This window comes from Ilyomonas limi, from assembly GCF_005233845.1.
Classification (GTDB): Bacteria; Bacteroidota; Bacteroidia; order Chitinophagales; family Chitinophagaceae; genus Ilyomonas; species Ilyomonas limi.
In genome coordinates, this window is the sequence record NZ_SZQL01000009.1 from 117,748 (window position 1) to 144,159 (window position 26,412).

Consider the following 26,412-nt stretch of genomic DNA (forward strand, 5'->3'; position numbering starts at 1 on the left):
AATGACCGTACTATGTAGTAATCTGATGAAGGTTAGTCAATCTTAGGCAGCCTGATAAGCGTAAGAAGATGTCTCCTTTTTTACGGATGAAGATGCAAAAGCCGCATCAATGCTCCATTTGCCCCCACCGGCTATCAGCGATACAAAGGCTAAACCAAAGAGTAAAATGAAGTATTCCAATCCTTCACCTTTATTAGGCTCCATATACCAGTTCATAAAGAAGCCATTGTTAATGATTGATGTGGCAACTACACCTATAAAATTAACTATCACACCAAAGGCCGCCAATCTGGTAAAGAGGCCTGCTATCAACAATACAGCACCCACACTCTCAATAAGTATAACCAGCAGGGCTACCATGTAAGGCAGATGTGCCTGCCCGGTCAAAAAGCCCATAGTGCCGGTAAAGCCATATCCACCAAACCAGCCCAGCAGCTTTTGTGCGCCATGCGGAAATAAAGTAACGCCCAGTGCGAGTCTTGCTATTAGTGCAGTCCAGTTGTTTTTGTTTGTTGCTATCAGCTTGTTCATATTGCTTTGTTTTTGTTTCACAAAGCTAATATGGCACTATAGCCTTTGCCATTGAGGTAAGATAAGAAATAGTCTTGATATACATCAAGAAAAAGCTTAGCGAAATGCCATTTGCCTGCGGATACGGCTCAGTGTTTCGGGCGTGATGCCGAGGTATGAAGCAATATAATGTTGCGGCACACGCTGCACGATGGTAGGACTAACAGCCAGCAACTGCAGGTACTTATCTTCGGCAGTATAGTTGAGTGAACTGATGATGCGCCGCTGCAAGGCTATCAGACTGTTTTGCATCAGCAGCCGTAAATAACGCTCCATTTTAGGGACCTGCAACACCATCTCGTCTTGTGCAGCTTTGGTTATCAGCAGCAGTTCTGCATCCTCCAGCGCATCAATATTGCAGGTAGAAAGCTCGCCGGTAAGAAAGCTGTAAATATCGGCTATCCACCAGTCTTCCAGCGCAAACTGAATGATGTGCTCGCTACCTTTTTCATCAATCGTATAAGAGCGGAGAATGCCTTTGTTTACAAAAGCGGTGTATTTACACACCTCACCTTCCTGTAATAAGTATTGTTTTTTGCGGAGGTTTTTGGTGGTAAAAAATGTTTGAATGAGTCGTTTTTCATCTTCGCTTAAGATTACTTTTTTATTGATATTTTGAAACAGCAATTCAAACATAAAACGGGCACGTATGCAGCAAATATAACCGATAATGGTGTAGTGTAAAATAATAGGTGCTTACGTTGGAGTCCTGCTGCTGTGCTGAAATATTATAAATGTCAGACTGGCAACTTAAGTTGGTGAAAAGACTAATGATGAAAGTAACTACAAAAGTTAAAAATTGATTGTGAAGCCAGATAATAGCTGGTAGCAGTACATTATCCGATTGTTATTCTGTCTGCCAGCATAGTAGCAAACCGAGTATTGTACGTTCGCCCTTAGTTTCTGTATGCTGAATTGAATATAGTAATCCAATAAAATGGAGAGCATCCTGGAAATGTTGGCACAGGGGCGGACTATTTTGAAAGGTTAAGCTTTGTGTGCCTTGCAAATATGCTTGATCTGGGTATTGATTCTTTGAAACTGTCTGCCTGATAAAACAATCGTTGCTCAATTCATGAATAAAGAGAACATAAGTGAGTTGCAAAACTTAAAAGATAAAAGTTCAAGTCCTATTAAAGTGCTTGAAGTGCTTGATTTTAAAACCGATTTTATTTTTTCAATTTTGAAACCATCATTTTATAAAGGCAGATGTGCATTCCTCTCGGGAAATTTTTCTTCTAAGTAGTCATAGTCTTGCAGCATAACAAGGAGGAAAAATATTAGTTTTTCCTAAATTTACTTCATCCGGCAGTTGCAGGGTTGATTATTACTTTTATTTCTTCAATCCCATTCACGGGAAAATCTGCACAATTTGAATGCTCTCTGATAACATCTTCACTTTCTGCTTCGTGAACGCAATAAATTTTATTTTGGGTAACATAAGATTCAACCCATTTGTAGGGCTTTCCTAATACAGAGATTACGGAGACGGAAGTCTTTGAAATAGCCTGCAATTCTTCTGCAGTCAAATTTCCTGCTCCGGGCAGTTCTCTTTCAATAATAAATTTTTTCATTGTATAATTTTTTAAGTAGGATACAAAAGTATTTTGAGCATTACAGGCGCAAATGCAAGTTGTTCCCCAATTTACACAGCGATATCCCTATTTTAGAATGCCCAATCGAACAGCCTCGGTAACTGCTTTAGAGCGGGAGTCTGCATCCAATTTAAACAGAATGCTCGAAATATGATGGTCAACCGTTTTTGCAGAAATATATAATTGCGCAGCAATCTCTTTATTGTGCAGTTCTTCTTTCAGCAACTGTAAAATATCCATTTCCCTGCCAGTTAATAAGGCAGCATTTGAACGGGTTGAAGCCCTTATGCCGCGGGGAATGTTTTTAATACCCGAATTCCTCATCTCCTGTTTCAATTTTTCGTATGCCGCTGTGGCACCCAAATCCTGAGCCATTGTAATGGACTTTCTTTTATCATCATCTTTCCCTTCAAACAAAAAGAGCAACTGCTCGTAAGGGCAGCCCCGTTTTTCCCAAAAAGCTGCAGCTTTCAAAGCCTTTGCTGCACTGCTTATATCATACTCTTCGGCAATTTCTTCAGGTGAAACATAATGCCTGCCTGCTTTCCTCATCCAAAATAGGAATTCAGCCTTTTCTGAGTCAATACCAGCACGTTGCATGAACACAGATGTCTGTTCTATATCATCTTTTTCAATAATCGTTTTCCCTGTAAGCCATTCATATTCCAGTAAAGCAACCATTGCAGGAATAACCCTTTGCAGTTCCATCGTTTCAAAAGCCATTGTTTTTGCTTCCTGCAAAAGCGTAAGTGCATCTTTTCCTCTCCTCATTATTATCTTTGCCAACACAATCAGTGCAGTAATCTTAATAATGGCTGGCTGAGCCTCATTTTTAAGAAGGTTATCTGCCATGTTCCATGCCTCCGTCCAATTACCCTTATCAAGTTCCAGCCTTGCTTTCCATGATAACATATAAGCGGTCCAGGTATCCAAGTGCCTCTCTTCACAGTAACGGATACCTTCTTCCAATACCTTCTCTGCAAAAACATAGTTTTTTATTTTTACTGAACCGTTCGCCAGGTTCGTATAGGCACGTGCAGCATGTTCATGATAAGAATTCTTTACTGCCATTTCCAGGCTTTGCTGCAACATTGCTACACCTTTTTGCCTGGATGAAGGGATAACCATTTGTACTGCGCCCATATTATTCAATGCATGAGAGAGAATTTCTTCATTGTCCAACTCCTTTGCCATCTCAATAGCCTTCTCTCCCCACAAAATACATTCAGCCGGTTCATCGGAAAGCATTTTTAATTGGGACATATTACTAAATGCCATTGCCTTTGTTGGTGAAGCCGGTTGGTCCTTCAGCAGGTCAATAGCCCGTTGCGCAAAGTTCTCCACATTCTTCCTGTCGCCATCAAACCACCACAGGCGCGACAAAAAGCGCAGGCTGTCTCCGGTTTTTTCTATATCGGCTTTCTCTTCCCTGAGGTTTAAAACTTTTTCTGTAAAATGGATGGCTTCCTTTATCCCATTGCTGAGATAGCACTCATAGGCATACGCTTCATAAAGTTCCGCCAATTGGTTTGTATCACCCCCCTGAAAATATTCAATGGCGGTGCGAAATAATTTTGATGCTTCCTTGTGTGCACCTGTTAACGCAGCTTTCCTTGCAACCAGTGGTGCATATTTGACCACTAGTTTTTTTTCACCGGCATTTTTAGCATAATGCAATATCCGCTCTATCTCACCCTTTTCTTCAAAATCTTCTAAGAAAAGTTCAAGTATCATTTTATTCAGCTCAATCCGCTTAAGTGGCGAAAGGGATTCTTCAATTGTTCTGCGGTATAACTCATGTTTAAAAACGACTATATCATTTTGTACAATGATGACGCCGATTGCAAAACAATGATTTATATCCCACGACAATTTTATCTTAGCAACGCGGTCAACTTCCAGTCCTTCCGGCATAACCGACCATATTTGCCAGGCATTTTTTGTCCCTTCTCTCTGACGTTCATAAACAGAAAGTATAGAATCTTTAATATTATCAGGCACACCGGGGCTGTAACTTGCCAAAATCTCATTTACATAAAATGGATTGCCTCCTGATATGCTGTAAACATCTTCACCGTTATAACCCTTTTCTGTTGCCATCTCCACAACTGCCTGTTTTGATAATGGCGTTACCATCAGTTTTGTAAATGAATCCGGCGGCAGTTGACCTAATACATTTCGAAGCGGATGATTTGAATAAATTTCATTGTCGCGGTACGTAAGAATGAAAAGACAGGGCAGTTGATCTATCCGCCGTACAAAAAACTTGATAAAGTCAAGCGTTCCTTCATCGGCCCAGTGAATGTCTTCAAACACAATTAACAGCTTGTCGTTTCTTGTTCGTAACTCCTGGAAAAAATTTGCAAACAGTACAGAACGTTCTTTATTGGAAGGAGGCACAGACCAGCGTTCTTTATTAACCTGCCAGAGCACATCATACAAAGGTGCTAAGGTACGTGGTGTAAACAAAGCATCGCAGGCTCCCTGGTAAATGCACGCATCGGTTTGTTACCTGCAAAAAGCCTTTACCAATGCAGTTTTTCCAATACCGGCTTCACCATATAAAAATATGCAATGCCCTTCTCCTTCTGCAACATTTTCAAAATGTTTTTGCAGCGATTCCATGAACACATCTCTTTCAATCAGCGCCATATTAAATAGGGATACCGTAAATTTAAAATAGGGAAAACTTCTTACAAGCTGCGGGCCGTTATAATCGTGCTTTGTACCTGAAATAAAATTACCAAAAAACTAAACTATTAATTATGAAAATCAGCTTTTCAGTATTGCCGATCGTCATTTGCAGCTTCGTTTCCTTTCATTCATCAGCCCAAACTAACAAAAATGATACAATAAATGAAAAAAAATTGTACATAGATGTTCACCAATTAGAACCGGGCAAAGTAAAATTTGAAGATGTGGCAGCTGCACATGCAAAAGACCTTGCCATTGAAAAAAAATATGGCGTGCGTTTTATTAATTATTGGGTTGATGAAGAGCAAGGTCTTGTTTATTGCCTTTCATCAGCCAGCGATACGACCTCAATAGGAAAAACACATGCAGAAGCTCATGGGTTATTGCCAGCATATATCTTAGAAGTGACGGATGGCTCAGCAGCCGCTTTAACAGGTAATAAAAAATTATTTCTGGACATACATAAACTGGGTGCAGGCAACGTTACTGCCGAAGCAGTGGCAGATGCGCACAAAAAAGACCTTGCTGTTCAGGGAAAGTATGATGTAAATTTTATTAATTACTGGGTGGATGAAAAAGCAGGAGTAATTATGTGTTTGTCTGAAGCAAATAGCGCAGAATCAGTTGTCGGCACACATAAAGAAGCACATGGACTGATACCAGTTGAAATACATAATGTAAAACAGGGCGAATAAAATAAATATACAGGTGGTAAACATACCCCGTGAAAAATACGGGTGTCCAGCCGTGTATTTTACTATAGGTATCTGCGTACAGGATATTTAAATTTATTATTATGAAATCTAAAATAAAAACTATGAAAAAGAAACTACCGGTTATATCATTAACCCTTATCATTTTTTGCATATCCTGTAAAAAAGATAATGTACAAATACAATCCAACAACTTAAAAGAAACGGGTACAGCTGCCATACAAGCTGACGGATTTATTACGACATGGTTAGCATCCTACGGAGCAACAACTAAATGGAAAACATTGCAAACCTCTGAGAAACTTAATGACTTATCCAATCTTGCTTTTGGAATTTTCCGTACCAATAATAAAAAAACGGATGTACTTCAAACAGAAACAGGAGAATTCTGGAAAGTTTCACATGATGGAACCAGTCAATTGGCGACGCTTAACACTCAAATAAAAATAACTGCCGATAAGCTTTTGATAGGCGATTTTGATGGAAATGGAAAGTCTGATGTGTTCTATGCAGATGGAATAGCAAAGACATGGTATGTATCCTTTAATGGATCAGGTAGCTGGACGGTAATAAATACTGCGAGTGAAGATTATACCAAACTTAAATTAGGTGATTTTGATGGTGATGGAAAGGCTGATGTGTTCTATGCGAATGGAATAACAAAGACATGGTATGTATCGTATGGAGGAAAAACAAAGTGGAGAGTAATAAATACTGCAAGTGAAGATTATACCAAACTTGCGCTCGGAGATTTTGATGGCAATGGAAAGACTGATGTATTTTATACAGATGGAGCAACATGGTATATATCTGATGACGGTGTAAAAAGTTGGAGAAAGGTTAATACCGCCAAACTACCTCTCAGCAAATTGGGATTCGGAGATTTTAATGGTGACGGGAAAACTGATGTATTTTATGCCAAGCGCACCTATTGGACGGAATAGAGTGTACCATCCACGTTTATAATAATACACTGTGTTATTGCTTACCTCGTAGAAGCTCTTATCACCAGTTCTGCCTGCATGTTTACCTGCGTTACCTTATTGTTTTTTCCTATACAGTCAAGCAAAATCCGGGTAGTCAGTTGCCCCATTTCATGCATGGGCTGTTTAATATAAGTGATGGACGCATAAAACAAATCGAGCGATTCTGTTTCATCAAAACTGATAATGGCTAAATCTTTAGGCACTTTTAGCGGTAATGTATTAATATATTTTACGCCATGCACGGCAATACTGTTGGAGCCGAATAAAATTGCATCTGCCGGCTCATCTAATGACAATAATTCCTGCACTGCTTTTTCGATAGCGGCTTTGGGGTTAATAATATTTACCTTTTTTATCCAGCTTTTATTAGCATCAATTCCACTTAATTTAAGCGCTGCCGAATAGCCACGTACGCGCTCCTGCATGTGAAAAAGGGTTGTATCGTATGTAACAATTGCTGGTCTTTTGCAACCGCCGTCAATCATATATTTAACCGCATTATAGGCAGCGGTATAATTGTCCAGCGCTACATAATTTGTATTTACCGATGGACAATAGCGGTCGAAAAGCACAAAAGGTAATCCTTGTTGCCGTAAACGAAAGACCTGGTTTTCTGCATTTTCGGGCGGAGCAATGATCAATCCGTCCACCTGCCGGGTAAGAAAAGTATCCACGAGCTTGCCAAACTTTTGTGCATTTTCATCTGAGCTGCCAAATATTACCGTATAGTTCAGTTTGTCTGCTTCGTCTTCTATAATGCGCGCCATGCCCGACGAAAACGGGCTGGCAATATCAGCTACAATCAAACCAATGGTGTATGTTTTATTAATCTTGAGACTGCGCGCAAGCAGGTTGGTGCGATAGTTTAGCTCTTTGGCAGTTTCTCTTATTTTTTGCGCTACTTCTTTTTTTATTCGTCCTTCTTTCTTATTATTGAGGACATAAGAAACCAAGGCGGTAGAAACACCTACTTTTTGTGCAATATCTTTAAGGGATACTCTTTTATTAATAGCCATAGCAAATACCGGTTCTTACAAAGATAGAAAATTTAAACGTTTAAATTAGTATTTAGTTAATTTATTTCTGTTCAACTCCGTTTTCATGTGGAACAACCGGGGCACATTTTACATGGTTATTACATAACGCAAAGCAATAGTAATTCAACCAACTTTTTGATATTCATCCAGTTAAATTATCACCTCTAATCTTATTTAGCTAAATATTTATTTATTAAAATAAGTACATTTCTTAATCTAAAACAATCAAATTAACAGTACGAAAAATATTTGTTTAAACGATTAAACAAAATTAGCACTATCTTTGCGTTGTTCTTATCCAAACAAAAATCAGGTGTAAAAAATAATGAAAATTATACAACCTGATTGCTTTAACCGTGAAAGGAATTTAGATCTGGTTTAAAAATAAACGATTGCCTGCATTATAGCAGGCTTTTATTTTTTGTAATGAAAACTCTAAAGAGAATTTATGAATAAAACAACAATCTTTTCATCCATCAAGCCGAGTTTGCTTACGCTTACAATTGGTGGTTTTTGCATAGGTATGACTGAATTTATGATGATGGGGGTACTGCCCGATGTGGCAAAAACACTCGCTGTTTCCATCCCTGAAGCAGGTCATCTTATTTCTGCTTACGCTTTGGGTGTAGTGATTGGTGCACCACTGATGGTGGCACTGGCAGGTAAGTATTCTCCTAAAAAAGTATTGATTGCACTAATGCTGATGTATGGTGTTTTTAATGCCTTGTTTGCTATGGCGCCCAGTTATCCGCTGCTGATAGCAACAAGGTTGTGTGCCGGTTTGCCACACGGTGCTTTCTTTGGCATGGGTGCGGTGGTAGCCAGCAAGCTCGCCGATAAGGGTAAAGAAGCAAGAGCCGTAGCTTTAATGTTTGCAGGATTGACTATTGCAAATATTATAGGCGTTCCGCTGGGCACTTACATTGGTCACAACTATAGCTGGCGCCTTTCTTTTTTCATTATTGCGGCTATTGCATTTATTGCTGCCGGCAGCATCAAAAAGTGGATGCCTGCTTTACCTGCCGCGCCCAACAGCAGCTTCAAAGAAAGTACTAAAGTCTTTAAAAAGCCGGAGCCCTGGTTAATAATCGGCATTTCAGCTATAGGTACCGGCGGGCTATTTACCTGGATTAGTTATATAGCGCCATTGATGACGCAGGTAGCTCACTTTTCTGCTAATGCCGTTACGTTTATTATGATTGTTGCAGGCTTAGGCATGGCGGTTGGGAACTTCATAGGTGGCAGGTTGGCAGATCGTTATTCGCCGCTTGAAACTACCAGCATTTTATTACTATCTATGATTGTATCGCTGCTGATCGTGTCTGTCGTGTCGTATTACCAGGTGACCGCTGTTATTATGACGTTTGTTACCGGCGCTGTTGCCTTTGCCGTGATAGCACCTATGCAAATGCTGATGATTAATGCAGCAAAAGGCTCCGAAATGCTGGCTTCATCTTCTTTGCAGGCAAGTGCCAATACGGGCAATGCCTTGGGCGCTTTCCTGGGCGGGCTGCCGATTGCCGCAGGTTACAGCTATACCTCACCGGAGTATGTAGGCGCCGGACTGGCGTTCATCGGTCTCCTGTTTTGTATGGTGCTGATGCAGCGGCAAAAGGCAGCACAATCCTCACCAGCCCTTACTCCGATGCGCAAGCCCGAAGTAAAACAAATCAATCAACAACAAGTGTATCCATCTTCCATTTAAAATATAAATAAGGATGAACGCCGTAAATCAGATGGCGTTTATCCATCCGCATTTCTTAATCATTTAAAAAGAACAGTTATGAAATTTTTATCAATAATTTTCTCAGGCATTGCAAGAACACGTAGCTTATACAGCACCCAATATGGACAGGTATTTGATGTGCCAACAGAAAAAGAAAGCAAACGCATAATCAGCGTGAAAGCACCGGTTGACGATATTATAAAACCGGGTAAAAATAAAGCACAAAATGATAAGCTGAAGCTGCCGAAAATCAATTATTTTGCTGGTCCGCATTGTGTATTTGATCCGCATATCAAATACTAAGGCGGTTGCTTTTGTGAATGGCGTATGGTGAGTTGTGATTTGTGAATAATAGTCCAAAGTATTTTTATATTCGCAATTCACTACCCACCACCCAAATAGCAAGCTATTACAAAAAATACTTTTACCTAAAGCTAACTAAGCATGAGTAATGTAAATACCGCAACACAAACCAACAAAGCCATGTTTATCATCGGCGCATTATTTTTTGTTTTCGGGTTTGTAACATGGGTTAATAGTACGCTTATCCCCTATTTGCAGATAGCCTGCGAATTAAAGACCTCCGAAGCGGTATTGGTGACGTTTGCTTTTTATATTTCTTATGCAGTAATGGCTTTTCCATCATCCGGGGTGTTGCGGAAAACAGGTTTTAAGAATGGGATGGTGCTGGGCTTGGTAGTAATGGCAGCAGGCGCACTTATTTTTATTCCTGCTGCTAACATGAGAACATTTGGATTGTTTTTGTTTGGGCTGTTTGTAATAGGTATGGGGCTGGCTTTGCTGCAAACAGCATCTAACCCATACGTTACCATCTTAGGTCCTATTGAAAGTGCAGCAAAGCGCATCTCTATTATGGGCATTTGCAACAAAACAGCAGGGGCTATAGCTCCATTAATTATGGGCGCTATCATGCTTAAAAATGCAGATAGCTTTGTACAAAGGTTATCTACCCTGGACGCCGCACAGAAAGCCGCCGAGCTGGACCAGTTAGCATCAAGAGTAATTATGCCTTACATTATTATTGCAATCGTATTAGTGGCATTGGCACTCTTTGTTTATTTCTCTCATTTACCCGAAGTGAAAGCCGAGGGCGAAGATGATACAGCAGATAGCCCAGGTGCTAATAGCCGAACCAGCATATTCGATTATCCTTATTTATGGCTGGGATTTATCAGCCTGTTTTTGTATGTGGGTGTAGAAGTAATGGCAGGCGACATTATACAGGTATATGGCAGTCATATTGGTATTAGCCTGGATATTGCAAAGCACTTTACTACTTACACCATGATCGGTATGTTAATAGGTTACATAACCGGTATTATAGCCATCCCAAAATATATTTCTCAAAGCATGGCTTTACGGGTATCAGCAATGTTAGGTGTACTGTTTACACTGGGTGCCATTTTTACAGATGGTTATACATCGGTGCTATTTATTGCCTTGTTAGGTTTAGCCAATGCGTTGGTGTGGCCTGCACTTTGGCCATTAGCCATCAATGGCTTGGGCAGGTTCACCAAAACAGGTTCAGCCTTACTTATCATAGGTATTGCAGGTGGCGCTGTATTGCCTAAGCTCTGGGCATGGCTGGGTGAAAAAGTAGGCTTGCAGCAGGCGTTCTGGATAATGGTACCCTGTTATTTATTCATCTTATACTTTGCAATAAAAGGTCATAAGGTTGGGCTTAAAAAGCAGGGATATATACCTCCCATCACTGAAGCAGTAGTATAAAAGCTGTTAAATAGTAGTTTAAACTGTAAAACACAAAAAGATAAAGCCGTACAAAGAAGAATAAGAAATTTTTTATTCCAGGCTTACTGATTGAATCAAATCACATTAAAGCAGTTTAGCATTTAGTAATGAAAAGTGTACCTCTTTATAATTGTAGCCTGCAACAGCCGGCGTATTTTATCATACAAATTTTAAATCTATCCTTACGATAAATTACCGGCATTTGATGGCTGTGCACTACAGCTAATTAAGCAGCATCCTTTATTCCTGCCGTAATATTTTCATTAGTTAAATAAACGCATTGCATGCTGCTGTATGTAAATGCCTGATTGCTGGTTAACATATATAACATGTTGATAAGGCAACTATTTGTTCACGAAACATTTTTTATGACAACAGAACACAAACGTATAGCAATAATTGAGAAGAAAGAAGTACCACTGGTACAGTGGGGACCTTATCTTAGTGAACGCCAATGGGGCACTGTACGTGAAGACTATAGCCACGATGGCAACGCCTGGCAATATTTCCCTTTCGATCATGCACATTATCGTGCATACCAGTGGGGAGAGGATGGGCTTGCAGGTATTGCTGATGCAGCTCAAAATCTGTGCTTTGCCATTGCACTTTGGAACGGCAAAGACCCAATTTTAAAAGAGCGCTTATTTGGTTTGAGTAATGGCGAAGGCAACCATGGCGAAGACGTAAAAGAACTGTATTATTATACCGATAATATTCCATCGCATTTTTACATGGAATATTTATATAAATATCCGCAGCTTCCTTTTCCATATCAGGAGCTGCGGGAGCAAAATGCATTACGTGGCAAGCATGAGGCAGAGTATGAAATACTGGACACGGGCGTGTTTAACAACAACCGCTATTTTGATGTACAGGTAACATATGCCAAGCAGTCGGACAAAGACATTTTTGTACGCATTAACATCACCAACCGCTACAGCGAAGCAGCATCTATTACATTGTTGCCAACACTTTGGTTTAGTAATCAGCATCCTGGAAACACCATGCCGGCTCAGCCGGTGATCACTTATCGGAATGCAAATACTGTTGTGGCAACCCATCCATCGCTCGAAAATTATTACCTGTACTTTCAGCAGCCGGATGATCTGTTATTTACAAACAATATTACTAACACCGAGAAAGTAACAGGCGTCCCAAACAAAAGCATTTTTGTAAAAGATGCTTTCCATGATGCAATTATCAAACGCAAACATGTGAAAGGGTTACGTACTGTAAAAAAAGGTACTAAATGTTCGCCTGTGTACCGTATGTCTATTGCTGCGGGCGAGACTAAAACAGTGTATTGCCGGTTGAGCAATACTGAAATAGATAAGCCCTTTGATCAGGGCTTTGAAAATATCTTTATTGTTCGCAAAAACGAAGCTGATGAGTTTTATAATGCTGTTTTACCACAGCATCAGAGTGAAGATATAAAGCAAATTCAACGCCAGGCATTAGCCGGTTTGCTGTGGAGCAAGCAATATTACAATTTTGATGTAGCTCAATGGCTCAACAGCAGCGATGGCATTACCGAAGTAAACAGCAATAAGATAAACGGACGTAATAACGACTGGCTGCATCTAAAAAATCAGGATATTATTTCCATGCCCGATAAATGGGAATATCCGTGGTATGCTGCATGGGATCTGGCTTTTCAATGTATAGCTTTTGCAAAGATAGATGCGGCATTTGCCAAGCACCAGTTGCTCCTGATTATGCGCGAATGGTACATGAAACCCGACGGGCAATTGCCTGCTTATGAATGGAATTTCAGTGATGTAAATCCACCGGTGCATGCATGGGCTGCCTTGCAGGTGTATAACATAGAAAAGGCGCAAAAAGGAGAAGGCGATATTATTTTTTTGAAGAAAATTTTTCAGAAGCTGCTCATCAATTTTACGTGGTGGGTAAACCGTAAAGACCGTAAAGGCAACAACATTTTTGAAGGTGGCTTTTTAGGGTTAGACAACATTGGCGTGTTCAACCGTAGCTTTCCGGGTACCAATATGCAACTGGAGCAGGCAGATGCTACCGGCTGGATGGGAACGTATGCGCTGAATATGATGGAAATAGCACTGGAAATTTCAATGCACGATATATCTTTTGAAGATACCGCCATCAAGTTTTTTGAGCATTTTGTAATGATTACAGAAGCCATTAATGAGCATCATTTGTGGAATGAAGAAGACAAGTTTTTTTATGATGTGCTCTCGGTATATGGCAGCGAGCCCATGCCTTTGCAGGTAAAATCTATAGTAGGGTTGATGTCTTTATTTGCTGTTGCAGTTATAGATAAAAAGGCATTGAATAAATTAAAGAATTTTAAAAAGCATATTCAGCATTTCAATGAGAATAAAATAAATCATCAATCCTGGCTTAATGAAGAGCAGGATGAAAGTGATAAACTGTTATTATCACTGGTGCGGCCAAACCGGTTGGTATATCTGCTACAGCGCATGCTGGATGAAGCAGAGTTTTTATCAGATGGGGGTATCCGGGCTTTGTCCAAATATCATCAGGATCATCCCTATACCATTAGTATAGATGGTGTTGAACATTCCATAAGCTACGATCCCGGTGATTCTACATCAGATATGTTTGGTGGCAACAGCAACTGGCGCGGGCCGGTGTGGTTACCCATCAATTACCTGTTCATTCAGTCTATACGCCGGTATGGCGCATTTTACGGTGATGATTTGCTGGTAGAATATCCGGCACACTCGGGCAATAAGGTGAACCTTTGTGTTGTAGCTGATGAGCTTGCTACAAGGGTAATTTCCCTGTTTGAGAAAGACAAAGAAGGCAGGCGCAAAATGCATGGGAATTATAACTGGTTTTATCAGCAAAAAGGCAATGAAAATTTGCTGCTTTTTTATGAATATTTTCATGGAGACAACGGCGTTGGGTTAGGTGCGAGTCACCAAACCGGGTGGACGGCATTGATTGCAGATTTGATAAGTGAGTTGCATGAAAGTAAAGCAGCGGTGAAGAGTGAGAATGCTGTGTTGGCTTCTTAAGTTAAACTATTAGCATCACATAAGTTAATACATAGCGTAGCACAACAAAGGAAAAAGGTTCGGGACTTTCAAAAGTTCCGAACCTTTTTTATGCAAATGCAAAGATTACGCTATGCGGCTCTTTGTTCTTCCGTGACGCTGTGGTTCACTCTCTATCCCCTTGCCTTTTCTTTAAACTCCGATGGTGTAACCGACAGCTTATTTTTGAATACCGTAGCAAAATAAGCCTGTGATGAAAAGCCAACCTGGTAAGCTACTTCTGCGATGGTCAGGTCCTCGTTGGTGAGTAAATACTTTGCTTTTTGCAGGCGGGCATTAAGTATATATTCATTCACATTAATGCCAAGTAATGCTTTTATTTTTCTGCTGAGCTGCATACGCGAAATACCGGTTGCTTTACAGATGTCTTCAATTGAAAAATTTTCGTTGGCAATATTCTTTTCTACAATAGCCGTAAATTCATTGATAAACTTCCTATCCAGCTTTTTGGGTGCACCGGCTTTTGACTCCTGTGGCGATGCATCGGTGGTATAGTGCTCCCGCAACATTTTCCTGTTTTTCAACAGCGACTTAATGGTTTCTTCCAGGTGCTGCAGGTTGAATGGCTTGGCAATAAAAGCATCTGCCCTAAACTGCATACTGGCTATCTGTTTTTCAACACTGTTATTGGCAGTAAGGATAATCACTGGTATGTGCGATGAGCGAATGTCGGTTTTGAGGGTTTCTGTAATTTGTAAACCATCTTTACCCGGCAGGGAAAGGTCGCAGATAATGAGGTCGGGTACCAGCTCGTATGCCATACTTAAGCCGGTATTACCATTGTCGGCTTCGTACACATCAAAGTTGGCAACCAGACGGTTTTTCAAAAAGTTACGCAGGTCGTCGCTGTCTTCTATCAGCAGTATAGAATATTCTTTGGACGAACCGTTTATTGCTGCAGGCGCTGCAGCAGGCTGTATATTGCTATCTGCTATATAGGCTTTTATATCTTCGTAAGCAGTAGTAGATGGATTAGCATCTTTTACCATTTCATCAGTTGCGAGGTGTGCAGTGCCCAGCGGCAGCCGCACTTCAAAGGTGGTTCCCTTCCATTTCTCGCTTTGCAGGCTGATGCTGCCATGATGCAGTCCAATCAATTCTTTTGACAAGGCAAGTCCCAATCCGGTACCTTTGATGGCAGTGCCCTGCTCCTGGTAAAACAAATCAAAAGCGTGTGCTGCCGTTTCGGGTGTCATGCCAATACCTGAATCTTCTACCTGGATGATAGCTTCTTTTCCATCCTTGCTGGTGCTTACCGTAACGGTAACAAAGCCGTTTTCTTTGGTAAATTTGAAAGCATTAGACAACAAATTGAATAATACTTTATCCAGCAGGTTCGTATCAAACCATACCATCAGTTCATTTACTCTATAGCTGCTATTCAGGCTGATATTTTTCTTTTTGGCAATCTCTTTAAAAGCATTCAGGATATCTGCTACAAAAGCAATGAGATTATTTTCGGAAGCCCGGAGCTTCATCTGGCTATGCTCAATTTTCCGGAAGTCCATTAACTGGTTCACCAGGCGCAGCAGCCGCAATGCATTTTTTTGCATTACTTCCAAATCGTTCTTTATAGTAAAGTGCAATTTGGGCGAGGTCAAAGCATCTTCAAGCGGGCCTAAAATGAGTGTCAATGGCGTGCGCAGCTCGTGGGAGATATTGGTAAAAAAATTAAACTTAGCTTCCGTTGCTTCCTTGGCTTTTGCCGTCATCTCTATCAGTTGGTTACGTTGCAAAAGGATTTCATTATTGCTGGCAGATAGTTGCCGGTTGATGATACGATTGTTACGCCATGCAACCAGCACAATAATGCCGAGTATGAGCACGAGTACCAGGGCAGTTACCGCAATGTTTAACAGCGTAGTCTGGCTGTTGTAAATTGCCTGCTGTGCTTCCAGCAATGCTTGTTGTTTTTCTATATCTTTTTGTTGTTCATCTATCTTATTTGCCTGCAACTGCATCAGGTGAACATTGGTAGAATCTATTACCAGTGTTTGCAAAATATTCTCTTTGCTGAACGGCTCGCCATTCAATATTTTAAAAGCGGTACGTATCGCTTCCTGGCCGCCAGTGGGGTACAGCATAGTGGCATTTATCAGGTGATTGCTTATCAGGTCGAGTCCGCTGCCAGGTCCTGGTTGTCCATCTACGCCAATAATTTTTACTTTATTTTCTATTCCCAGCTTTTTACATACCTGGTAAGTGCCGAGCGCCATTACATCATTGTGGGCAAATACGAGGTCGGCATGCATTAGCTTATCCTTTACTTTTAGCAGCCCGGCTGCGGCATCATCCTTCAGCCAGTTGCCATATATTTCTGCATTAATATTTATATCGGGATGCTGGCTGATACTTTGCTGAAAACCTTTTTGCCGCCCGATCGCTGGCGTAGAGCCGGGCCGCCCGATTACTTCTATAATATTGCCTTTGCCATGCAGCAGATTAGCGGCATAATCGCCGGCCATTTTGCCTACTTCCACATTATCGGCGCCTATAAAAGAAGTGTATAGTTTAGATGCAATCGTGCGGTCTATCACAATTACGGGGATGCCTTTGTTGAAGGCATCTTCTACAACGCCCGTGAGTGGCTGCGCCTCATTAGGCGAAATCATCAGCAGGTCTATGCCCTCGTTCATCAATTCTCTTACCTGCCGGGCCTGCAGCCGGCTGTTGTCTTTAGCATCTTTGTACAAAAATTCAATACCGGGGTGAAAAGCCATTTCGCGCTTCATATCGGCGAGCATTCGCCTGCGCCAGTTATCATCGCCGGTACACTGCGAAAAAGCAATGCGGTATTTTTTTTCAGGAAGTGCATTGTCCTTACAGGAAAAAAGTAAAAGGCAGCAAATAACAGCTATGAATACAGAAAGATTCACAGACAAGCTCAACAACCGGCAAGCAAAGGTTCGTACACGATTCATTATCAACAAATTTGCAATTTCAGAACCCGAAATTCCTTATAAAAATGTGCTTTTTTATTTCAATTAACCAAAAATAAAATGTGTACTTGGTACATACTGAAACAACGGCGTGTTATAATTTTAGAAAAAAGGAGTTCAACTTCTAAAAAGCATAATCTAATAAACTTATATTTTTATTTATTAAATCTTTATAATCAGTAAATTATAGCATTATTTAAGAAAACGGTAAATTTTAAAGCATTTTATTCCATTTTGAAAAGATCGCGTCTGCTCCGGCTTGTAAGATTGCTTTTCAAAATGCTATATGAAACAAAACAAGGTTTTCCTCTGGTCGGTTGTTATTGCTTTAGGTGGTTTTCTCTTTGGTTTTGATACGGCGGTTATCTCCGGTGCCGAACAGTCTATTCAAAAATATTGGTCTTTAAATGCCTTTGAGCACGGGCTTACCATTTCTATTGCACTGGTAGGAACAGTGATTGGTTCTTTGCTCGGCGCCATTCCGTGCGACCGGCTGGGCAGGAAAAAAACGTTGTATATTATTGCTATTTTATACCTGATTTCTTCTGTAGGCAGCGCACTCGCAACGAACTGGTACCTGTTTTTGTTTTTCCGCCTTGCCGGTGGGCTGGGTGTAGGCGCTTCTTCAGTTACGGCGCCCATTTATATATCGGAGATTGCACCGGCAGAAAGGCGCGGCAGGCTGGTAGCGCTTTTCCAGTTTAATGTGGTATTTGGTATTCTCATTTCGTATTTGTCCAATTATATTTTGGGGCAAATGGGCGATAACTCCTGGCGGTTAATGCTGGGCATACAGGCAGTACCATCATTTATATTTTTAGTCTTGCTGAAGCTCATTCCCGAAAGTCCGCGCTGGCTCATTTTGAAGAGGGGCAAAGTGGAAGCGGCAAGAGGCATCCTGAAAATCATCAATCCCGCAACTGCCGATGCAACCGTTACCGCCATCCTGAATGCGGCTGCCGAAGAGGGGACTATAGAAAAGGATCCGTTATTTTCTGCACAGCACAAATTTCCGGTTATGCTGGCAGTGCTATTTGCCGTGTTCAACCAGGTGTCGGGCATCAATGCTATTATCTATTATGCGCCCCGCATTTTTGAAATGACGGGTTTGGGCACCAGTTCTTCGTTGCTTTCCACAGCCGGTATTGGTCTGATCAATTTTATTTTCACGCTTATCGCCATGAACTATATTGACCGCTTTGGCAGGCGTACCCTCATGCTCATTGGCTCATTTGGGTTAATTGCAACACTCGGGCTGGTAGCTTATTCTTTTTACAGCGGGCAAAGCGGACTTGCCGTACCGGTTTATTTATTCATTTACATTGCTTTTTTCGCCTTCTCACAAGGCGCCGTTATCTGGGTGTTTATTTCCGAAATTTTTCCAACGCAAATACGTGCAAAAGGACAAACGCTGGGCAGCACTACGCACTGGTTTATGGCAGCGCTCATTGCTTTTTCGTTCCCCTATCTCGCCGAGAAAGCCGGTGGTGGTAATACCTTTTTATTCTTCACGGTAATGATGATTGCACAGCTGCTTTTCGTATGGAAAACGATGCCCGAAACAAAGGGTAAATCGCTGGAGCAAATAGGGCATACGCTGGTATTGCACTAAATAAAAAGAACATACTTAATTAAACCAGGCAATAAAGAACCATAGGTAGGAAAAGCTAACCCAATGCTTTAGCCTGAGCAAACGGGCACTTTGGCTAAAGCCGATAACCTTTCACTTAAGTTCCCAAGGCTGAAGCCCTGGGTTGATATAACAAATGCTGTACACACTATTTAAAACCGGATTTCATTTAAAAAATATTGCTAATGTCAGATACGAAACACTATCCCGTGGTTTGCTTTGGAGAAACGCTTTGGGATATGCTGCCCACCGGCAAGCAAGCCGGCGGTGCGCCTATGAATGTTGCCTACCATTTGCAAAAGTTGGGTAAAAGCCCTGCAGTTATTTCCAAAATAGGATATGATGAATTAGGCAAACAGTTAATTGAAACGCTGGAAGCAAAAAACATCTGCACCGAATTTTTCCAGATGGATGAAAGTAAGCCTACCAGTACAGTGCAGGCAGAGATAAAAGACGGGCACGAAGTAGTATATACCATATTGAATAATGTAGCCTGGGATTACATTGGCTACAACGAGGAACTGGCAACGCTGGTAAGTAATGCCGATTATTTTGTATTTGGAAGCCTTGCCACCCGCAGCCGGCAAACCCGTGATACATTGCTTAAACTGCTGCCCTTTGCCAAAAACAAAGTACTGGATATTAACCTGCGCCCGCCGTTTTACAACCGCAATACAATAGAAATGCTGCTGACGCACGCCAATATGGTAAAGCTGAACCTGGCAGAACTGGAGCTCATTACCGGTTGGTTTTCGCCACTCACCAGCGAAACAGAACGCATTCAACTGCTGAAAAACCGTTTTGCACTTGACATGGTAGTGGTTACGCGCGGTGCAAAAGGAGCTATTGTATGTAAAGGCGATGCCTTTGCTACCTGCAAGGGTATTCCGGTAACGGTAGCTGATACGGTAGGCAGCGGCGATGCTTTTTTAGCGGCCATCATAGCCAAAACAATGGAAGGTGCTGCAATAGAGGAGGCGCTTCAGTTTGCCAACAAGCTGGCTGCTTATGTTACTACACAAAAAGGCGCTTGCCCCGATTATAACGCAAATGGCATCAGCAATCTGTTTGCTGAAGAAACAGCACAGCCACCGGTTACACATTCATAAACAAAAATCAATTCCAATTAACTGCAAATAGCTGTATTCGATAATTATGGCTTGCCAATGCAGTGCTTCCTTCCATACTTAATCATTCTATTTAAACACACACTATGAAACAGTTCATCACAATTCTCCTCTTGTTTTTTGCTACTGCCCTTTGGGCGCAGCAAAAACAGGTAACAGGCGTAGTAGTCGCCAAAAACACACAGGCTGCCCTGGCAGGTGTTACCGTACAATCCAAAAGCGGGATGGTAGTTACAGACAACACCGGGCATTTTACCATGCTCGCATCTACAGGCGATACGCTCACATTTACCTATGTGGGTATGCAGGCGGGCACGGCAGTGGTGCCGACTTCCGGCAATCTCACCATGGAGCTGTCGGAGAACCTTAACGACCTGAATGCGGTGGTAGTAACCGGCTATCAGACGCAAAGAAAAGCCGACCTTACCGGCGCGGTGTCGGTAGTAGATGTGGGCGCTATTAAAGATATACCGCTGGGCAATCCTGTAAAAGCATTGCAGGGCAGAGTGCCGGGCGTATATATTACTACTAATGGCGACCCCGCAGGCGGCGCTACCGTTCGCATCCGTGGTATTGGAACGCTCAACAATAATGATCCGCTGTATGTGATTGATGGCATTCCTACCAAGAGAGGATTGCAGGAAATTAACCAGGCTGATATTGAATCCATTCAGGTGCTGAAAGATGCATCTTCTGCTACTATTTACGGCGCAAGAGCAGGCAATGGTGTTATTATAGTTACCACCAAAAAGGGCAAAAAAGGATATAGCCGCATCAGCGCCGATGCTTCTACTTCTTTGCAATACTATAATACCAAGCTAAAAACTTTAGATGCTGATGGCAGAGGCAGGGCTTACTGGCAGGCTGCCATAAACGATGGCGCCGATCCCAACCAAAACCAGATTTACCAATATGACTGGAATGGCGATTACAACAATCCGGTATTGAATAAAATTATGTATCCCGATTTTATTGATGCTGCCCACACGATGAAGCCGGCCAATACTTACTGGTTTGATGAAATAGCCCAAACTTCATTAATACAGAACTACAACTTATCTATGAGCAATGGCAGCGATAGAGGTAGTACACTTTTTTCTTTGAACTATTATGATAACAAAGGCATTGTAAAAGCTACGCACAGCCAGAAAGCCGTTGCACGTTTCAATTCTGATTATAATTTCTTTGATGGCAGGCTGAAGGTTGGCGAAAACCTGGATGTTACCTACATCCGTAATGCTTTAATTCCGGCGAGCGATATTTTGTTTGCTTCGCTGGTACAGCAGCCGGTAGTGCCGGTGCACACGGTTGATGATGGCTGGGGCGGTCCTGCACCCGGTATGACCGACCGGCAAAATCCCGTGCGTTTGATAGAAGACAACCGGCAAAACCACAGCGATTTTTTCCGTGTATTTGGTAATGCGTATGCCGACCTGACCATTATCCCCAACCTGCATTTCAGAACCAGCTATGGGGTAGATTATGATGGCACTTTCCAGCGCACCTTGCGTAAGTCTTATACATCGGGCTTCTTATCCGATCCTTCTAACCAGGTAGCAGAAACGCAATGGTACGATGGCAACCGTATATGGCAAAACACACTGAACTATAATGCCAGCTTTAATAAGCATCGTATCGAAGCTTTACTGGGTTCAGAAAATATTCAATATGTTTTTCAAACTTTTTATGGCAGCCGCCAGGGATATGCTTTAGAAAACATTGACTATTCTTATCTCGATGCCGGTTCGGCCAACAAAGACAACGGCGGCTCGGGCAATGCGTATGCCCTGCAGTCTTTCTTTGGTAAAGTAAACTATACTTACAACAACAAGTACTTAGCTTCCGTAACGCTACGCCGCGATGGCTCTTCGCGTTTTGGTAAAGCCTACCGCTATGGTACGTTCCCGGCTTTCTCTTTGGGCTGGCGCATCAGTGAGGAAGGCTTTATGAAAAACCAGGATATTGTATCCGACCTGAAGCTTCGCTATGGATTTGGTGTATCCGGCAATCAGGATTTACCCGGTTATTATCCCACTTATTCATTGTATTCTGCGATCTATGGCGTAGACCCAACCTGGACATTTGACCAAGGCAGCGCTTATGATATAACCGGCGCTGGTTCGGGACAATTACCTTCGGGCTTTACCGCCATACAAACCGGCAATGATTCTTTGAAATGGGAATCAACTAAAGAAAACAACTTTGGTCTCGACTTTGGTTTGTTTCACAATAAGGTTACCGGCTCGGTAGATTACTTCATTAAAAAAACTTCCGATATTCTTATCAGCCCGGGTTATTTAGCCGTAGTAGGCGAAGGTGGCAATCATTGGTTTAATGGTGCTTCGGTACAGAATAAAGGCATAGAAATACAGGTTTCTTACAATGGCAACATTACCAGAGATCTTACTTTCAGCGTTACCGGCAATTATTCTTCTTACCGCAACAAAGTAACCTACCTCCCAACCGAAGTGCTCACTTCTTATCCCGGCAACGGTACCGACAAGACCATTCTTGGCAGACCTAATAACTCTTATTTTGGTTGGGTAGTTGATGGTTTATTCCAAACACAGGAGGAAGTAGACAAATCGCCTGAGCAGGTAGGTAAAGGGTTGGGCAGAATACGCTATAAAGACCTCAACAGCGATGGTGTGATTGACGATAAAGACCGCGATTATATTGGCGATAACAACCCTAAGTTTTTATATGGTTTAAACTTCGCGCTGGAGTACAAAAACTTCGACCTGAGCTTCTTTATACAAGGCGTGCAGGGCATAACAGTGTTTAATGATTTTAAAACCTATACCGACTTTTCTTCGCTGTGGGTTGGCACCAACTGGGGCGCCAGAACCTTAGATGCATGGACACCGCAAAACACCAGTTCTGCTATACCGGCGCTTACACTGGTAAACCGTAACGATGAAGGCCGGCTTTCTACTTACTTTTTGGAAAAAGGTTCTTACCTGAAGCTGCGCAATATACAGTTGGGCTATAACCTGAAAGGTGTATTTAAAGGCGCAAAACTGCACGATGCACGGCTGTACCTGCAAGGCAGCAATCTTTTTACTATTAAAAGCAAATCCTTCACCGCTACCGACCCGGAAAATCCAGGCTATGGCTTTCCCATTCCTGTTATCGGCACTATCGGCTTGAATGTATCATTTTAAACTTCTTATTTATTTAATCATGAAAAAGCTATTTTTTCTTCCCATAATTGCAAGTCTGCTCTTTGCAGCGTGCAATAAAACTTTAGATAAAGTGCCGCAGGGCGCTGTCTCCAGCGAAGACATCAATACACCAGAGAATATAGATAAAATGGTGATTGCCGCTTACTCGGCCTTAGGCAACGATCATTACACTTCTCCTTATTCCAGCCTTTGGCCATATGGCAGCGTGCGCGGCGGCGATGCCTACAAAGGTGGTGATGGTCCGGGCGATATTACCGAATTTCACTGGATGGAGACCTTTTCACTCAACCGCCCTAACAATGGGTTGATTGATGAACTGTGGTTTAGGTTGTATGTGGATATTGGCCGTGCTAATGATGCATTGAGAAGATTGGACGCCGTTTCTACCGATGTTTTTCCAAATAAAACAGAACGGCAGGCAGAAGTGCGTTTTTTACGCGGGCATTTTTATTTTCTGCTCAAAATTCTCTTTAAGTACATGCCGTATATTGATGAAACGATACCGAAAACCAACTACGATACCGTTTCTAACCGCGGCTATTCCAATGATGAACTGTGGGCAAAAGTGGCAGCGGATTTTCGCTTTGCGGCAGATAACCTGCCCGAAACGCAGGGGGATAAAGGCAGACCCAACAAGTATGCGGCGAAGGCTTATTTGGCTAAAGCATTGCTGTATGCTGCTTACCAGCAGGACGAAAACAACCAGGTTACAGGCATTAATGCTGCTTTGCTTACAGAAGTAAACAGTCTGTGCGATGAAGTTATCAATTCCGGTCAATATGCTTTGGATCCCGACTTTGCCGATAACTTTTTAACGCAGCATGAAAACAGTTCCGAATCGGTATTTGCCATCCAATATTCTAAAGATGATGGCACGCCCAAAGGCAGGTTAGATTACGGTCATGCATTGAATTATCCAATGAACCAGGAGTATGGCTGCTGCGGTTTTCATGTGCCCAGCCATGATATGATTAATGCTTTTAAAACCGATGCCAGCGGCTTGCCCATGTTTACTACTTACAATCAGAATGATGTGGCTGCTTCGCTCGATTTTCAAACAAACACCTTCGATCCACGCTTAGATCATACCGTGGCAATACCAGGACATCCATACAAATACAAGCCGGATTTCTTATTTGAAAGATCGTGGGCACGTGCACCGGAAGTATATGGCGCTTTTGCCAGTCTTAAAGAAGCCGTTACTTACGACGATCCTTCTTTTCAAAAAATACCACCTTTTATGTCCAGCTCTAAGAACTGGACGATTATCCGCTATGCTGATGTATTATTGTTTAAAGCTGAAGCATTGATAGAATTAGGCAGGCAGGACGAAGCATTGCTGCTCATCAACCAGTTGCGCGCCCGTGCTGCCAACAGCACTGCATTGCTGAAGCAAGGTGATGGAACGTCCACTTCTCATTATGGCATGGCTACCTATCAGCCGGGTGTCAATTGTACCTGGACACAGGACTTTGCACGTCAGGCGTTGCACTGGGAGCGCCGGCTGGAGTTTGCTACCGAAGGGTATCATTTCTTTGACCTGGTGCGCTGGGGTGTGGCTGATAAAGTGATGAATGCGTACTTTGATATTGAAAAAACGAGGTCATCACATTTGTCTGATGCCGTTTTTCAGAAAGGAAGAGATGAGTATTTCCCTATTCCGCTCAACCAGATTAATTATAGCCGCGGATTGTATCAGCAAAATGTGGGCTGGTAATCCATAGGCAAAAGGTACTGCATCGCTGTTGTTCAACACATACAATGCAGCGATGCAGTTATTTTTATTTTTTTATTCTAAACATATCCTATGCAAAAACGATTGTTATTAGCTGTATTTGCCAGCTTTTTGAGTTCTTTTCTTTTTGCACAAAACAATACAGCAGCAACACCTCAATGGCGCCCAGTATATCATTTTACACCCGCTAAAAACTGGACGAATGATCCCAACGGATTGATTTATGTGGATGGAAAATACCAGTTGTATTATCAGCACAATCCGTTTGAAAACCAGTGGGGACACATGAGCTGGGGACATGCCTCCAGTACAGATTTGCTGCATTGGCAACACTACCCGGTAGCTATGCCAGAAAAGACAGATAATGGTGATACTACCTGGCGGTTTTCGGGTTGCGTGGTGAATGATAAAAACAATACCAGCGGCTTTTGCAAAAACGGTGGTTGTCTCGTTGCGGTGTACACAGCACATTCACCAAACCGGAAAAACGAATCGCAATACATTGCCTACAGCAACGATGGCGGGATGAGTTATACGGATTATGATAAAAATCCGGTAATTGATTTAGGAAAAACCGACTTCCGCGATCCTAATGTACAGTGGGACGAGCAAAATAAACGCTGGCTGATGGTAGTAGCTCTGCCGCTGGAACATGCAGTTCGTTTTTACAGCTCACCCAACTTAAAAGATTGGACTTTGCTAAGCGAATTTGGTAGCAACCAAGGCTATAGTGGTCATCCCTGGGAATGTCCATCGCTGTTGCAGATGCCTGTAGATGGTGATGAGGCTAATAAAAAATGGGTGTTGTTTGTATCGTGCGGCGGTCCTGAAGGTGGTCCGTTCATGCAATACTTTATTGGCAATTTTGATGGTACCACGTTTATCAGCCATAACCCGGGAACATCCTATTTGACCGTGGATGAAGGCAATACGTTTTATGCAGCTATTTCTTACAACGATGCGCCACAAAATAAAAACATTATGGTAGGCTGGATGGTGCCTTTAAAAACAGGAACATCGCCTTGGCGCGGGCAAATGTCTATACCAAGAGATCTTAGCCTGCGTACAACAGCCGATGGTATCCGGTTATTTCAACAGCCATCTTCGGTAGTGGCTAAGCGTATTAGTACACTGCCGGCAAAGCAGCAATTAACCAAGAGTAATGTGTCGCTTATCAATAAGGAATTAGCATTCAGTACGCAGCCTGCATTTAACACCAATGCTTACTGGATAGAAGCTACGTTTATACCCAACTCTGCAACAGATGTTGGTTTTACAATTGCACAGCAAAAAGGCGGTAACGGAACGATTATAAACTATAATGTAGCTACTAATGAACTCACGGTTAAGCCAGCGGCTGGTGATGAAATCCATCCATTAAAAGCAGTGGTACAACCTGTTGAAGGTAAAATAAAACTACAGGTGCTGTTTGACAAATCCTCGCTGGAAGTATTTGCCAATGATGGCGAGAAAGCAATTACTACTTATATTTTTCCACCAAAAGATGCAACACAGTTTTCGGCATTTGCAAAAGGCGGAACAGCCATTCTGGATACGCTGAAGGTTTATAGTATGCAATAATACTGTTTTGAGAAAGTTGCGGGCATATACTATTATTGTGCAACTTTCGTTCAGAAAATTATTAAATA

Annotated in this window: 18 protein-coding genes; 11 read left to right on the forward strand and 7 right to left on the reverse strand. The window is 42.0% G+C overall.

Annotation, left to right across the window (positions count from 1 at the left end):
- Positions 1-42: 42 nt before the first annotated feature.
- The 5 genes from FC093_RS12385 to FC093_RS12405 form a co-directional block, all read right to left on the reverse strand.
- Positions 43-531, reverse strand: coding sequence for a DoxX family protein (locus FC093_RS12385; protein WP_137262108.1), 489 nt, complete (start codon positions 529-531; stop codon positions 43-45).
- A 96-nt stretch (positions 532-627) separates the two neighbouring features.
- Entirely contained in the window at positions 628-1,206 is a 579-nt protein-coding gene (locus tag FC093_RS12390; RefSeq protein ID WP_137262109.1) for a Crp/Fnr family transcriptional regulator, read from the reverse strand.
- A gap of 665 nt (positions 1,207-1,871) precedes the next feature.
- Positions 1,872-2,144, reverse strand: a complete 273-nt coding sequence (locus tag FC093_RS12395) for a DUF4242 domain-containing protein (RefSeq protein ID WP_137262110.1) — start codon at positions 2,142-2,144, stop codon at positions 1,872-1,874.
- 87 nt (positions 2,145-2,231) lie between these two features.
- Positions 2,232-4,598, reverse strand: coding sequence for a helix-turn-helix transcriptional regulator (locus FC093_RS12400; RefSeq protein ID WP_170971075.1), 2,367 nt, complete (start codon positions 4,596-4,598; stop codon positions 2,232-2,234).
- Positions 4,599-4,673: 75 nt separating this feature from the next.
- Positions 4,674-4,817: an ATP-binding protein gene (locus FC093_RS12405; protein ID WP_137262112.1), complete on the reverse strand. Its 144-nt coding sequence runs from the start codon at positions 4,815-4,817 to the stop codon at positions 4,674-4,676.
- A gap of 113 nt (positions 4,818-4,930) precedes the next feature.
- Here FC093_RS12405 and FC093_RS24050 point away from each other — a divergent pair, with 113 nt between their 5' ends.
- Both FC093_RS24050 and FC093_RS12420 read left to right on the forward strand, forming a co-directional pair.
- Positions 4,931-5,554, forward strand: coding sequence for a DUF4242 domain-containing protein (locus FC093_RS24050; protein ID WP_206106560.1), 624 nt, complete (start codon positions 4,931-4,933; stop codon positions 5,552-5,554).
- A 122-nt stretch (positions 5,555-5,676) separates the two neighbouring features.
- On the forward strand, positions 5,677-6,516 hold the full coding sequence (locus FC093_RS12420; RefSeq protein WP_170971076.1) for an FG-GAP repeat domain-containing protein: 840 nt from the start codon (positions 5,677-5,679) through the stop codon (positions 6,514-6,516).
- A 41-nt stretch (positions 6,517-6,557) separates the two neighbouring features.
- On the opposite strand, the gene FC093_RS12425 is transcribed toward FC093_RS12420, so the two are convergent.
- Complete coding sequence (locus FC093_RS12425; RefSeq protein ID WP_240743282.1) at positions 6,558-7,574, reverse strand: LacI family DNA-binding transcriptional regulator; 1,017 nt, start codon at positions 7,572-7,574, stop codon at positions 6,558-6,560.
- Positions 7,575-8,043: 469 nt separating this feature from the next.
- On the opposite strand from FC093_RS12425, the gene FC093_RS12430 reads away from it, so the two are divergent.
- The 4 genes from FC093_RS12430 (at position 8,044) to FC093_RS12445 (ending at position 14,108) form a co-directional block, all read left to right on the forward strand.
- Positions 8,044-9,300 carry an MFS transporter gene (locus tag FC093_RS12430; RefSeq protein WP_240743283.1) on the forward strand — a complete coding sequence of 419 codons (1,257 nt, stop codon included), beginning with the start codon at positions 8,044-8,046 and terminating at the stop codon, positions 9,298-9,300.
- Positions 9,301-9,378: 78 nt separating this feature from the next.
- Positions 9,379-9,624 carry a hypothetical protein gene (locus tag FC093_RS12435; protein WP_137262114.1) on the forward strand — a complete coding sequence of 82 codons (246 nt, stop codon included), beginning with the start codon at positions 9,379-9,381 and terminating at the stop codon, positions 9,622-9,624.
- A gap of 141 nt (positions 9,625-9,765) precedes the next feature.
- Positions 9,766-11,070, forward strand: a complete 1,305-nt coding sequence (locus FC093_RS12440) for a sugar MFS transporter (RefSeq protein WP_137262115.1) — start codon at positions 9,766-9,768, stop codon at positions 11,068-11,070.
- A gap of 389 nt (positions 11,071-11,459) precedes the next feature.
- On the forward strand, positions 11,460-14,108 hold the full coding sequence (locus tag FC093_RS12445) for an MGH1-like glycoside hydrolase domain-containing protein (RefSeq protein WP_137262116.1): 2,649 nt from the start codon (positions 11,460-11,462) through the stop codon (positions 14,106-14,108).
- A 152-nt stretch (positions 14,109-14,260) separates the two neighbouring features.
- On the opposite strand, the gene FC093_RS12450 is transcribed toward FC093_RS12445, so the two are convergent.
- Complete coding sequence (locus FC093_RS12450; protein ID WP_137262117.1) at positions 14,261-17,068, reverse strand: hybrid sensor histidine kinase/response regulator transcription factor; 2,808 nt, start codon at positions 17,066-17,068, stop codon at positions 14,261-14,263.
- Between the two features lie 304 nt (positions 17,069-17,372).
- Between FC093_RS12450 and FC093_RS12455 the strand changes: the two genes are divergently transcribed.
- The 5 genes from FC093_RS12455 (at position 17,373) to FC093_RS12475 (ending at position 26,344) form a co-directional block, all read left to right on the forward strand.
- Positions 17,373-18,698, forward strand: a complete 1,326-nt coding sequence (locus tag FC093_RS12455; RefSeq protein WP_137262118.1) for a sugar porter family MFS transporter — start codon at positions 17,373-17,375, stop codon at positions 18,696-18,698.
- A gap of 203 nt (positions 18,699-18,901) precedes the next feature.
- Positions 18,902-19,825 carry a carbohydrate kinase family protein gene (locus FC093_RS12460; protein ID WP_137262119.1) on the forward strand — a complete coding sequence of 308 codons (924 nt, stop codon included), beginning with the start codon at positions 18,902-18,904 and terminating at the stop codon, positions 19,823-19,825.
- A gap of 104 nt (positions 19,826-19,929) precedes the next feature.
- Positions 19,930-23,007 (forward strand): SusC/RagA family TonB-linked outer membrane protein, encoded by a 3,078-nt coding sequence (locus tag FC093_RS12465; protein ID WP_137262120.1) that lies wholly within the window; start codon positions 19,930-19,932, stop codon positions 23,005-23,007.
- Between the two features lie 19 nt (positions 23,008-23,026).
- Complete coding sequence (locus FC093_RS12470; RefSeq protein ID WP_137262121.1) at positions 23,027-24,745, forward strand: RagB/SusD family nutrient uptake outer membrane protein; 1,719 nt, start codon at positions 23,027-23,029, stop codon at positions 24,743-24,745.
- 90 nt (positions 24,746-24,835) lie between these two features.
- Positions 24,836-26,344: a glycoside hydrolase family 32 protein gene (locus FC093_RS12475; RefSeq protein WP_137262122.1), complete on the forward strand. Its 1,509-nt coding sequence runs from the start codon at positions 24,836-24,838 to the stop codon at positions 26,342-26,344.
- The last annotated feature ends 68 nt before the right edge of the window (positions 26,345-26,412 follow it).

Excerpts from the sequence above, each read along its gene's own strand:
- FC093_RS12385 (WP_137262108.1), bottom strand. The coding sequence starts at position 531 with ATGAACAAGCTGATAGCAACAAACAAAAACAACTGGACTGCACTAATA.
- FC093_RS12390 (WP_137262109.1), bottom strand. The coding sequence starts at position 1,206 with ATGTTTGAATTGCTGTTTCAAAATATCAATAAAAAAGTAATCTTAAGC.
- FC093_RS12395 (WP_137262110.1), bottom strand. The coding sequence starts at position 2,144 with ATGAAAAAATTTATTATTGAAAGAGAACTGCCCGGAGCAGGAAATTTG.
- FC093_RS12405 (WP_137262112.1), bottom strand. The coding sequence starts at position 4,817 with ATGGCGCTGATTGAAAGAGATGTGTTCATGGAATCGCTGCAAAAACAT.
- FC093_RS24050 (WP_206106560.1), top strand. The coding sequence starts at position 4,931 with ATGAAAATCAGCTTTTCAGTATTGCCGATCGTCATTTGCAGCTTCGTT.
- FC093_RS12420 (WP_170971076.1), top strand. The coding sequence starts at position 5,677 with ATGAAAAAGAAACTACCGGTTATATCATTAACCCTTATCATTTTTTGC.
- FC093_RS12425 (WP_240743282.1), bottom strand. The coding sequence starts at position 7,574 with ATGGCTATTAATAAAAGAGTATCCCTTAAAGATATTGCACAAAAAGTA.
- FC093_RS12430 (WP_240743283.1), top strand. The coding sequence starts at position 8,044 with ATGAATAAAACAACAATCTTTTCATCCATCAAGCCGAGTTTGCTTACG.
- FC093_RS12435 (WP_137262114.1), top strand. The coding sequence starts at position 9,379 with ATGAAATTTTTATCAATAATTTTCTCAGGCATTGCAAGAACACGTAGC.
- FC093_RS12440 (WP_137262115.1), top strand. The coding sequence starts at position 9,766 with ATGAGTAATGTAAATACCGCAACACAAACCAACAAAGCCATGTTTATC.
- FC093_RS12445 (WP_137262116.1), top strand. The coding sequence starts at position 11,460 with ATGACAACAGAACACAAACGTATAGCAATAATTGAGAAGAAAGAAGTA.
- FC093_RS12450 (WP_137262117.1), bottom strand. The coding sequence starts at position 17,068 with ATGAATCGTGTACGAACCTTTGCTTGCCGGTTGTTGAGCTTGTCTGTG.
- FC093_RS12455 (WP_137262118.1), top strand. The coding sequence starts at position 17,373 with ATGAAACAAAACAAGGTTTTCCTCTGGTCGGTTGTTATTGCTTTAGGT.
- FC093_RS12460 (WP_137262119.1), top strand. The coding sequence starts at position 18,902 with ATGTCAGATACGAAACACTATCCCGTGGTTTGCTTTGGAGAAACGCTT.
- FC093_RS12465 (WP_137262120.1), top strand. The coding sequence starts at position 19,930 with ATGAAACAGTTCATCACAATTCTCCTCTTGTTTTTTGCTACTGCCCTT.
- FC093_RS12470 (WP_137262121.1), top strand. The coding sequence starts at position 23,027 with ATGAAAAAGCTATTTTTTCTTCCCATAATTGCAAGTCTGCTCTTTGCA.
- FC093_RS12475 (WP_137262122.1), top strand. The coding sequence starts at position 24,836 with ATGCAAAAACGATTGTTATTAGCTGTATTTGCCAGCTTTTTGAGTTCT.